Below are 10,554 nucleotides of genomic sequence, written 5' to 3'. Positions count from 1 at the left end.
GTGACCTGCCAGCTGGCCAGCAGCGCCAAGGCGTCTGCGGTCGCCGAGCCGGGCTCGGCGGTGTAGGCGAGCAGGCTCCAACTTGATCCGGCGGCCAGTGGGAGCGCCTCGAAGGTCAGGTCGAGGTCGCCGACGACCGGGTGGTGCAGGCGTTTGAGGCCGGTGCGGTGCAAGCGGACGTCGTGGCCGGCCCAGCGAGCGCGGAACTCCACGCTGCGGGTGGACAGCTCGCCGACGAGATCGGTCAGCCTCCGGTCGTACGGGTTGCGACCTGCAGCACCGCGGAGGGTGGCGACGCAGTCGTCCGCCGTCCGGCTCCAGTCCCGGAAGAATTCGCGCGCCGTCGGCTCGAGGAACGCGAAGCGGGCGGTGTTCGGCCGCCCGGCCATCGCGAGGACGGGCTCGTAGAGCGCACGGCCGAGCGTGTTGCTCGCGAGCAGGTCGAACCGGTCGTTCCGCACCCACGCGGGGGCGGCGACCATGGCGTCGAGCAGGCGCTGCACGGGTGCGCGCACCTGATCCGTGCTGGGGCGCCGGCGCGGCGCCACGGGGGACTCGTCGGCGGTCCGGGCGAGGTCGTGCAGGTGCGCCTGCTCGGCCTCGTCGAGCTGCAGGGCGCGGGCCAGCGATTCCAGGACGGCCTGGGAGACGCCCGTCAGGCGGCCGCGCTCGAGCTGCGTGTAGTAGTCGACGCTGACGCCGGCGAGCAGAGCGACCTCCTCCCGCCGCAGCCCCTTCACGCGGCGGTTGCCGCCGTACGCGGGCAGCCCGGCCGCGTCCGGGGTGATCCGTGCGCGGCGGGAGGTGAGGAACTCGCGGATGTCGGTGTGCGCGTCCATGCGATCACGGTAGGTCCGGCGTCGGCTCGCGGGGAGGGGCTGCTGGCACCTGCCGACACGGCTGCCGGCCGCTCATCGGTCGGCCTCCGCCGGCGCGATCTCGTCGATCGCCGCGAGCGCGTTGAGGGTGCGCGGGTAGCCGATGAACGGCAGCAGCCGGGTCAGGACGGCGAGGAGCACCGCGCGGTCGCTGCCGACGCGGAGGTTCGCGGCGACGTGCCCCTTGACCTGCGGGTCCGCGTCGCCGAGCGCGGCGAGCATCGAGAACGTCAGCAGCTCCCGGGTCGGCAGGTCGATGCCGTCCCGGGTCACGTAGTCGCCGAAGCAGTCGTCGGACAGGAACCGCTGGAAGTGCGCGCTGTCGGCGGGCGCGGCCGCGTACATCGCATCGACCCGGTCGTCGCGGACGATCCGCTTCTGCAGCGCCAGCCCCTTCTCGAAACGGGTCTCGGGCGTGGTCGTCGACTGGCCGGGCAGCGGCAGCTCGATCCCGCGGTCGGTGAGGACGTCGTTCGTGGCGTGCAGGAAGTCGAAGACCCGGGCGAGGCCGACGTAGGGAACCGCCTGGTAGACGACCTCCTTCGCCTCCACCGGCGTCACGCCGACGGTGAGTGCGGCGCCGAGCATCGCCCGGAACTCCGCCAGCGACCCGGTCGCGATCATCGAGGCCAGCTGCGTGATCAGTCGCACGCGGGTGTCGAGCTCGCCGTGCTGCAGGACCTCGTCGAACGCGAAGTCGTCGAACACCTCGATCAGGTCGGGGTCCGTGATCGCCAGTGTCGAGACGTGCCCCGGGAAGAGCTCGTCGTGATTCGCCTTCGCTCGCTCGTTGATCGCCATGCCTGCTCCTCGCGCTCGTGGGTCGCATCGACGGTAGCCACGGCGCCCGTGCCGGAGCAGGGGCTGCCAGTCCCTCCCGCCCGCCCAGAATCCGGCGTTGACTGACGGCGTCCAACCAGGAGGTCCCCCATGCAGTACCGCCCGCTCGGCCGCACCGGTGTGCTGGTCAGCCCGCTCGCCCTCGGCACGATGATGTTCGGGCCGTGGGGCAACGACGACGAGGCGGACTCGATCCGCGTCATCCACCGCGCCCTCGACGCCGGCATCAACTTCGTCGACACCGCCGACGTGTACTCCTCCGGCCGCTCGGAGGAGATCGTCGGGAAGGCGCTCGCCGGTCGCCGCGACGACGTCGTCCTCGCCACCAAGTTCTTCATGCCCATGGATGACGCCCCGAACCGCAGCGGCGGATCCCGGAGGTGGATCATCCGCGAGGTCGAGGACTCCCTCCGCCGCCTCGGCACCGACCACATCGACCTGTACCAGGTGCACCGCCCGAGCCCGACGACCGACGTCGACGAGACCCTCGGCGCGCTGACCGACCTGGTCCGGCAGGGCAAGGTCCGCTACATCGGCTCGTCGTCGTACGCGGCGAGCCGGATCGTGGAGGCGCAGGTGGTGTCCCGCGACCGGAACCTGTCCCGGTTCGTGACCGAGCAGCCGCCGTACTCGATCCTCGTCCGGGGGATCGAGGAGGACGTGCTGCCCACCACCCTCCGCTACGGCATGGGCACGCTCACCTACAGCCCGCTCGCCGGCGGGTGGCTGTCGGGGAAGTGGCGCAAGGACGCCCCAGGTGCGCCGGCCTCCGCCGCGCGGCCGCCGGCCCGGTTCGACATGACGAGCGCCGCGAACCTGCGCAAGCTCGACGTCGTCGAGGACCTCGCCGTGCTCGCCGAGCAGGCCGGGATGACCCTGATCGAGCTCGCGATCGCCTGGGTCATCCGGCACCCCGGCGTGACCTCGGCGATCATCGGCCCGCGCACGATGGAGCAGCTCGAGTCGCAGCTGCCCGCCGCCGACGTCGTGCTCTCCGACGACGTGCTCGACCGCATCGACCAGCTCGTCGCGCCCGGCACGACGATCAACCCGGACGACAACAGCTACGGCGCGGACGAGCTCACACCAGCGGCACGGCGACGATGACGTGTTCGGCGCGCGGGGCGAGACGTGTGCGTCGAGGCTCCGGCGAGATGATCCCTGCGTGGATGGCGGCATCGAGGAGTCGGACGACGACCGGATGTCCGGGCGTCCGCTCGCAGCCCGAGCAGGTGACGAAGGTCTGGCCGTCCGGCGGTCTCGGCTCTATCAGCCCGGCGCGACCGTGGAGGATGTCGCCGCGTACCAGGTGCTGCGGGATCGCGCGATCCGCGAGGCGGCGCTCGATCCTGTGGGGGGTCCTGCACGCGACCTGCCGCGGCCGCGCGGCCGGGTCATGGGTGCAATCGTGGTCGCTGGTCTGATCTGCATCGCCGTCGCAATCACCGCCGGGATCGAGTCGGGTGGCACGGTCCCGGTGCCGGAACGAACGGTCTCGCGCGGCCTGCCTGTGGTGACGCGGCCCCTGCCTCTGCTGAGCCGGTCGGACGCCGCGACGGTCTCGGCTGTTCTGCGCGAGCGCCCGAGTGAGGTCCTGCGCGGAGAGCGGCTCGGACAGGTCGTCGAGGCGGTGCTGCCGGTCATCACGGCTGCTGGCGCCCCGCACGTCGTCGTCGTTCGGGGCACCGGCGCAGGGCCTACTCGAGTACCCCTGGGAACCGTCGGAAGCATCGCGTCCGGACGGCGGCTGCGAGTCGCGGTCGTCGCACTCGAGGGCGAGTACTCCTGGATCCTCCGCGCTCAAGGCGCCGATGGGCCGATCGACGTGGCTCGGGCGACCTCGGTGGGATCAGCCGATGCCACCTCCGCGACCGTGGCGGTGCCGCGGTCGGCTCGAGATTGCGAGCTGCTGATCCGGGTGGACGCGGATCGACCGTTCCTCTACTTCCTGAGCGTGAACGACTGAGTCGGGACCCGCTGCGGCTGCTCGGGCACGACCCGCAGCATCGTGATCGTGCGCGCGGCGGATCCGCTGACTACGCCGTGTCGAACGAGCTCTGCAGCCGATGCTCCCGCAGAAGCAAGTCGATGAGGTCCACGTAGATCACGGTGGCGGACTCGATCTCCGTGTGACCCTTCGGCGTGAGGACCGACACCAGCCCGGATCTCGTGCCGTCGCGTCGGCCCGTCCTCAGCAGCCCGCGACGTGCGAGCCGCCGGACGGCGATCGACGCTCGCTGATGCGAGCAGTGCAGGGCGCTGGTGAGGTGCCGGATCGACGCGCCGTCGTGCTCGACGGCGACGGCCTGCAGCAGGAGCAGTTCGAAGTGGTTGAGGTGCACGGAGTGCCTGAGCTCCGCGTCGAGCTGTGCCGAGAACTGGTGGACAGCCGCGCCGATGTCGACGAGCATCCCGGCGTCATCGGATCGCCGCATCGCGGATGCTGCTCCGGCCTCCACGGGGGTGACGTCAGGCATCCCGCTCCGCCCCCGGCTGGTCCCCGAGTGCTTCGACGAGGTAGAGGACCGCGTGCTCAGCGGCGAGTCCTGCAGCGGCGAGCCCGACGGTGCCCAGAAGCCGTCCGGTGCTGACGATGCCGGTCGAACCGCGCACCGGCCGCCAGCGAGGTCCGGGCCGAACTCCGGTGGCGTGGTCGTAGCTCCTCCCGTGCGTCAGTCCCCACCACGGCGGCGCTTCGGACGCTTCCGGTTGCCACCCCAGTGGAACGGGCGTCACGCGGTAGCGCCGCTCGGGTTCCAATCCGGGAAGCCGGATCCTGCCCGGATGGCCGCTCCGCGATCGCGCGCCGGCGGCGTGGGAGTAGATGGCCGTGGAGGCGTCGGGCGCGATGACCCCGTGGAGGAGCACGGTCTCGTCCGGATGGTCGAGACGGACGAGGTGTCCGCCGTGCAGCTCTCGACGGTGCGCCTTGTAGAACTCGATCCAGACCGCGAGCTCGTCCATCTCCTCGGGAGTCGCCTCGCGCAGATCCCACTCGATTCCGAGATGCCCGAACACCGCGGTCGCGGCCCGGAACGACAGGTCGTGGTGCCTGCCCGTGATGTGGGACGTGCTCGAGGCGATGTGCGCACCCATCAGCTCCGGCGGCACGAGCTGCGTGGTCCAGCGATGCATCGACTGCCGCTCGAGCGGATCGCTGCAGTCCGACACCCAGACCCGATCGACGCGGTCCAGGACTTCGAGGTCGATCCGTGCGCCGCCGCCGGCGCAGGACTCGATCTCCATGCTCGGGTAGCGCTCCTTGATCTCGTCGACGAGACGGTAGAAGGCGAGCGTCTGCTCGTGCACGCCCGCACGACCGGAGGAGAACGTCCCGGCATCCACGAGCTGCCGGTTGTGGTCCCACTTGATGTAGTCGACCGGGTAGGTGTCGAGGACCTCGAACATCTGACGGCGGATGTCGGAGTAGCACTCCGGGATGCCGAGGTTCAGGACCTGCTGGTGCCTGCTCTCGAGCGGCAGGCGACCGCCGGTCTGCATGATCCATTCGGGGTGGAGGCGCGCGAGGTCGGAGTCGGCGTTGATCATCTCCGGCTCGAACCACAGCCCGAACTGCATCCCGAGGTCGTGCACGTGGTCGATGAGCGGTCGGAGCCCGCCGGGCCAGACCTCCGGGGAGACGGCCCAGTCGCCGAGCCCCGCGCGGTCGTGGCGGCGATCCGAGAACCAGCCGTCGTCGAGCACGTACCGTTCGATCCCGAGCGCGGCCGCCCGGTCGGCGAGGTCGGCCATGACCGGGAGGTCGTGGCGGTAGTAGACCGCCTCCCAGACGTTCAGGGTGACGGGCCTCGGGCTCGTGGGGTGCGTCGGTCGGTGACGCAGGTGCTGGTGGAACCGTCGTGCGACAGCGTCGAGGCCGTCACCGTGGTTCGCGTACAGCCACGGTGACGCGTAGGACTCGTCCTGATCGAGCACGACCTCGCCGGGCAGCAGCAGCTCCCCTCCGCCGACGACCTGCTCGCCGGTCGAGAGCCGCTCGACGAAGTGGACGTGGTTGCCCGACCAGGCGACGTGGACGCTCCAGAGCTCTCCGGCAGCGAACCCGAATCCCGGCGTGCCCACGTGGAGCACGGTCGCGCTGTCGTGGCCCGTGTGCCCGCGTCGGTTCTCGCGGAGGTGGACGCCGGTCTGGACGCGACGGCGTTGCGGGATGCGTTCGTCCGTGCCGCGCCCCGCGAAGTCGAGGATCTCGTCGGCGACCCGAGGCACAGGGAGCGCGAGCACGAGGCGGTCGAGCCGATACGCGTCCGGCGCCGTGTTCGTGATCGTGGCTCGGATGCGGAGAAGACCTGACGGGAGCAGCTCGATGTCCAGCCGGAGCTCGAGCTGCGCATCGAGGTCGAAGGCCTCGACGACGGCTGACCCGGACGCCGAGCTGACGAACGTCGAATGTTCCGAGCCCTCGACGTCCCGGTCGTCGACTGCGAGGCGACGCACGCGGAACCTGGGCGACCACGCGGAACCGTCCGCCCGGGACCCGGTGATCCCGGGCGTCCCCATCCAGCCGGCCCAGTGCTCCGGCACCAGTGCGATGCGGACGGGCCGCTCAACCGGGGAGACACCGGCCGGGGGCAGGCCGGAGAGCGCGAGAGCCTCGAGGTCCGCAGGCTCCAGCGCGATGTCGGCGCCCCAGTGCTCGACCGTGGGGAGACGGCCCTCGCTGACGTCGAGCACCAGTGCTACGCCGTTCGCGCGAAGCAGGATCCTGGCGTTCGGCGGCGGGTGCATCGGTCGTCCTGTACGGGTCGCTGGTGGTCGTGCGGCGGTGATCGCGGGAGGCGCTCGGGCTCCCGCGATGCGTCGTGAGCGTGGCCGGTCGGCGGCTGACCGGCCACGCTCACGACGGAGCGGTCACTCCTTCACGGCAGAGGAGGCCACGCTCTGCACGAAGAAGCGCTGGAACGCGAGGAACAGCACCAGGATCGGCAGGACGAGGAGCGTGCCGAAGGCGAACACCGCACCCCAGTCGACCGGCTGCTGGCCCGAGAACGCGCCGATCTCGAGCGGCAGCGGTCGTACGGAGGGGTCCGACGTCGTCAGGGACGGCCACAGGTACTGACCCCACGAGCTGAGGAAGGTCAGGATCGCGACGGTCGCGAAGACCGGCTTTGCGTTCGGGGCGACCACGCGCACGAACGTGCCGAACGCCCCCAGCCCGTCGAGGCGGGCCGCCTCCTCCACGCTCGGCGAGGAGTTGAGGAAGAACGTGTAGAAGAGGTAGATCGAGAACGCGTTCGCGAGGAACGGCAGCATCTGCACGATCAGCGTGTCGCGCCCGCCCTGCAGCATGAACAGCAGCGGTATCGCCGCGGACTCGAACGGGACGATCACGAGGATCACCACGATGAGGAACACCTTGTCGCGGCCCGCCCATTCGAGCCGGGCGAAGGCGAACCCGGCCATGGAGTTGATCACGAGCCCGACCAGCACGATCACGCCGGAGATCAGCACCGAGTTCAGGAAGAACTGGGCGAAGTAGCCGGTGCTGTCGGAGGAGAGCGCTTTGAACACGTTCGCGTAGTTGTCGAGCGAGAGGTTGGTCGGGAGGAAGCCCGCGAACCCGTCGATGACGTCGGACGAGGGTTTGAAGCTGCCGACGATCAGGTAGTAGATCGGGGCGAGGATCAGGGCGGAGAGCGCGACGAGGAGGACGTAGTCGCGGACCTTGGCCAGGATTGTGCTGCGTCGCATCGGTCTAGCCCTCGCCTCGTTGCTGGAGGATCCGCCGCTGCACCACGGTGATGGCGACGATGATGATGAAGAAGACGACCGTGATCGCGGATGCCAGACCGAAGTTGTTCTGGTCGAAGACGGCGGACGTCGCCTGGTAGAGGACGGTCTGCGTGGCCGACTGGTTCGCGCCGGCCGTCTTGATCAGGATGTAGACCTGGTCGTACACGCGGAAGGCGTAGATCGTCGTCAGCATGATGACGAAGATCAACGTGTTCCGGATGCCGGGGATCGTGATGTTGATGAACTGCTGCCACGCGTTCGCGCGGTCGATCCGGGCCGCCTCGTAGCGGTCGGGCGGGATCTCCTGCAGCGCGGCCAGGATGATGATCATCTGGAAGCCGACGCCCTGCCAGATGGACAGCAGGATGACCGAGCCCAGCGCGGTGGAGGACTGTCCGAGCCAGTCCTGCGCCGGGACGAGCCCCGCGGTGATGAAGTGCACGCCGGCGTTGAGGAGGCCGTCGGGGCTGCGCTCGAGGATGAGTCGCCAGACGACGGCGACGAGGGCCATCGGGAACACGACCGGCATGAAGAAGAAGGTGCGGAAGATCGCCACTCCGCGCAGCTTCCGGTTGAGCAGGACTGCGAGCAGCAGGGCGAGACCCGTCTGCACCGGGATGACCACGACGGCGAAGACCATGTTGTTGAGCAGCGACTGCAGGAAGGGCACGGAGTAGACCGGGTCGGTGACGAGCCGGATGTAGTAGGTCAGGCCGAGGAAGGCCGGCGGTCGGACCTGGCCGATGCGCACGTTGTAGAGCGACAGGACGATCGCGAGGAGGAACGGCACGGCGACGAACGCGATGAGGCCGATGAGCGCCGGGAGCGTCATCAGCACCGCCGGGACGTTGTCTCGATGGGCCTTGAGGCGTCGGGGGATCGGTGTGCGGGTGGACTGCTGTCCGATGTCCGCAGCACCTTCGCTGGGGACGAGGGCTGACGACATGACTCGTGCTTTCTGACGAGCCCGGGTGGGGCGACTGCGCGAGTCGCCCCACCCGGGCGTGCGGGCTAGTTGGTGTAGTTGCCGTTGTCCGAGAAGTCCTGGTCGATCGCCTTCGCGGCGTTCGACAGCTGGGCCTTCACATCAGCGCCGCCGTAGATGGCCGCGAGCGCCTTGCCGAACTGCGAGGTGATCGTCGGGTAGCCGGCCGTGACGGGACGGAAGACCGCGACGCAGGACGCGGTGACGTCACTCGCCTGGCAGGTGCTCTGCAGCTGCTGACCGAACAGGGCGAGCCCACCACCGGACTGGTACGTCTTGTCCGCCGCGTACGCGCTCTTGGTCGCGGGCGGGGCGCCGTTGGCCGTCGTCATCGCGCCGACGTTCTTGTCGTTGAGCAGGAAGGCGAGGAACTTGCCGGCGGCGGAGCCGTTCTTCGAGCCCGCGCCGATGCCCCAGGTCCACGAGCCGGCGCCGGTCTTGGCGCCCTCGCCCATGTTCGGCAGCGGCAGGTCGAGGAGGTCGTCGCCGAGCGCCTTGGAGTAGGTCGGGTACAGCCAGTGGCCGCCCCAGCTCAACGCGACGCGCTTGTTCGGGAACGCGTTGCCGTCGGCGTTCGGGTCGACGTACTTCTTCCAGCTCGTGAACTCCTCGAGCGCCTTCACGCTCGCGTCCGAGTCGAGCACGCCGGTGGCCTTGTCGTCCTTGATCAGGTTGCCTCCTGCCGACTGCAGCAGCGGGGAGAACGCGTACGCGCCCCACTCGCCCGCGAGCCCGTACTGCTCCTGGATGTCCAGGGACTTGCCCGTCTTGCTCTTCGCCGCGAGCTTCTCGAGCGCTGCGGTGAACTGCTCGGGCGTCCATGCCTCCGCCATGGAGGTGGGGTACTTGACGCCCGCCGCGTCGAGCAGCTTCTTGTTGCCGTAGATGCCGAGTGCCGAGTCGTACATCGCGAGCGCGTAGAGCTTCTTGTCGACCGTGCCCTCGGCGACCGCGCCGGAGGTGGCGTTGCTGATCGTGGCAGCGGGCACCAGGCCCTCGAGCGGCGACAGCTTCTGGTTGAAGACGTTGGTGGCCACCGTCGGGCCGTCCATCTCCAGCACGTCCGGCAGCTTGTCGACCGGGGTGTTGGTGATCGTGGTGGTGTACGTGTCGCCCGACAGCAGCTTCAGCGTCGCCTTGATGTCCTTCTGCGAGGCGTTGAAGTCCTTGACGGCGTTCTGAACGGCTGCGTTCTCGCTGTCCTGACCCTGGTGCGCCCAGATGACGATGTCGCCCTTGCCGCTGCCCGTCTGCGCGGGTGCCGGACCGGAGCCGCTGCTGCAGCCGGCCATCGCGAGAGCCGTAGCGACCGCGACCGCCATCAGCGGCAGTGCGCGGGCACGAACGTGGTTGTGCATGGTGAACCTTTCTTGGTGGGGGTGGGGCCGTGGAGCTGTGCGGGAATCAGCCGGAGGGGTCCGGCTGTCTCAGACGCGGGATCGCACGTGCGTCGAAGTCGATGGGCATCGGATCGCTCAGGCGACCGGCGAAGGCCGTGGCGTGGGACGCGTTGTCCACGGCGAGCATCTGGAAAGCGCCCAGCCGGTCCTGCACGATCCGGGCGGAGTAGAACCGCTCGTCGGTGACCTGCACCGGCTCGGTCCCTCCGCCTGCACGACCGTCCGCGCCGACGGGGATCGCCCAGACGCCTCCTCGTGTGCCGCTCGCTCGAAGGCGGTCCGCCAGCGCGTCGGTCGAGCAGGAGAACAGGATGGAGCGGGCGCCGTTCGGCGCCGTGAGCATCTGCGGCACCTCCATGTGCTGGAAGCCGAGGCCGGCCGGGGTGAGGGGCGGCCTGACGGTCCATTCCGTGAGGTCATCGGACGTGGCATGGCCGATCACGCCGCGGTCGTCGACGGGACCGGCTTCGGCGCGGGCGGTGACGAGCATGTGCCAGCCCTTTCCCTCGGGGTCCCGGTACACCCACGGGTCCCGCCATGCCTCCTCCCGCCAGGTCGAGGTGCCGAACAGCTCGTACCAGGCGGGATCCGCTCGGACGATCGGACCGGGCAGCTTCCGCCAGTGGTGCAGATCCTCGGACACCGCGACACCGACGGTCTCCGTGTTGTGCAGGTCCGGCCAGGGGCCGTGGAAGCG

The 10,554-nt window shown here is 69.8% G+C and carries 9 protein-coding genes and 1 pseudogene; 2 read left to right on the top strand and 8 right to left on the bottom strand.

Annotation, left to right across the window (positions count from 1 at the left end; genetic code table 11):
- Both ACFE60_RS14480 and ACFE60_RS14475 read right to left on the bottom strand, forming a co-directional pair.
- The coding region (locus ACFE60_RS14480; RefSeq protein ID WP_375389569.1) for a helix-turn-helix domain-containing protein at positions 1-839 on the bottom strand (839 nt) is incomplete at its 3' end.
- A gap of 72 nt (positions 840-911) precedes the next feature.
- Positions 912-1,679, bottom strand: coding sequence for a carboxymuconolactone decarboxylase family protein (locus ACFE60_RS14475; RefSeq protein WP_375389568.1), 768 nt, complete (start codon positions 1,677-1,679; stop codon positions 912-914).
- A 129-nt stretch (positions 1,680-1,808) separates the two neighbouring features.
- On the opposite strand from ACFE60_RS14475, the gene ACFE60_RS14470 reads away from it, so the two are divergent.
- Positions 1,809-2,825: an aldo/keto reductase gene (locus tag ACFE60_RS14470; protein ID WP_375389567.1), complete on the top strand. Its 1,017-nt coding sequence runs from the start codon at positions 1,809-1,811 to the stop codon at positions 2,823-2,825.
- A 58-nt stretch (positions 2,826-2,883) separates the two neighbouring features.
- Entirely contained in the window at positions 2,884-3,684 is an 801-nt protein-coding gene (locus ACFE60_RS14465; RefSeq protein WP_375389566.1) for a hypothetical protein, read from the top strand.
- Positions 3,685-3,754: 70 nt separating this feature from the next.
- Here the strand turns inward: ACFE60_RS14465 and ACFE60_RS14460 are convergent, their stop codons facing one another.
- From ACFE60_RS14460 to ACFE60_RS14435, 6 genes and pseudogenes are all read right to left on the bottom strand, one after another.
- Positions 3,755-4,195, bottom strand: coding sequence for a hypothetical protein (locus ACFE60_RS14460; RefSeq protein WP_375389565.1), 441 nt, complete (start codon positions 4,193-4,195; stop codon positions 3,755-3,757).
- Positions 4,188-6,467 carry an alpha-galactosidase gene (locus tag ACFE60_RS14455; protein ID WP_375389564.1) on the bottom strand — a complete coding sequence of 760 codons (2,280 nt, stop codon included), beginning with the start codon at positions 6,465-6,467 and terminating at the stop codon, positions 4,188-4,190. Before ACFE60_RS14455 ends, ACFE60_RS14460 begins: the two co-directional genes overlap by 8 nt.
- Before the next feature lie 123 nt (positions 6,468-6,590).
- Positions 6,591-7,430 (bottom strand): carbohydrate ABC transporter permease, encoded by an 840-nt coding sequence (locus tag ACFE60_RS14450; RefSeq protein WP_375389563.1) that lies wholly within the window; start codon positions 7,428-7,430, stop codon positions 6,591-6,593.
- Positions 7,431-7,434: 4 nt separating this feature from the next.
- Positions 7,435-8,304, bottom strand: coding sequence for a carbohydrate ABC transporter permease (locus ACFE60_RS14445; RefSeq protein WP_375389570.1), 870 nt, complete (start codon positions 8,302-8,304; stop codon positions 7,435-7,437).
- 179 nt (positions 8,305-8,483) lie between these two features.
- Positions 8,484-9,815 carry an extracellular solute-binding protein gene (locus ACFE60_RS14440; protein ID WP_375389562.1) on the bottom strand — a complete coding sequence of 444 codons (1,332 nt, stop codon included), beginning with the start codon at positions 9,813-9,815 and terminating at the stop codon, positions 8,484-8,486.
- A 46-nt stretch (positions 9,816-9,861) separates the two neighbouring features.
- A pseudogene (locus ACFE60_RS14435) lies at positions 9,862-10,554 on the bottom strand (glycosyl hydrolase family 32); the annotation flags it as partial.

It is taken from the genome of uncultured Amnibacterium sp. (assembly GCF_964245895.1).
Classification (GTDB): Bacteria; Actinomycetota; Actinomycetes; order Actinomycetales; family Microbacteriaceae; genus Amnibacterium.
Note: the sequence above shows the minus strand (reverse complement) of the source record. Positions and strands in the feature narration are given on the sequence as shown.

Bases quoted from the DNA above. Each gene is read 5' to 3' on its own strand.
- ACFE60_RS14475 (WP_375389568.1), bottom strand. From the start codon at position 1,679: ATGGCGATCAACGAGCGAGCGAAGGCGAATCACGACGAGCTCTTCCCG.
- ACFE60_RS14470 (WP_375389567.1), top strand. From the start codon at position 1,809: ATGCAGTACCGCCCGCTCGGCCGCACCGGTGTGCTGGTCAGCCCGCTC.
- ACFE60_RS14460 (WP_375389565.1), bottom strand. From the start codon at position 4,195: ATGCCTGACGTCACCCCCGTGGAGGCCGGAGCAGCATCCGCGATGCGG.
- ACFE60_RS14455 (WP_375389564.1), bottom strand. From the start codon at position 6,467: ATGCACCCGCCGCCGAACGCCAGGATCCTGCTTCGCGCGAACGGCGTA.
- ACFE60_RS14450 (WP_375389563.1), bottom strand. From the start codon at position 7,430: ATGCGACGCAGCACAATCCTGGCCAAGGTCCGCGACTACGTCCTCCTC.
- ACFE60_RS14445 (WP_375389570.1), bottom strand. From the start codon at position 8,304: ATGACGCTCCCGGCGCTCATCGGCCTCATCGCGTTCGTCGCCGTGCCG.
- ACFE60_RS14440 (WP_375389562.1), bottom strand. From the start codon at position 9,815: ATGCACAACCACGTTCGTGCCCGCGCACTGCCGCTGATGGCGGTCGCG.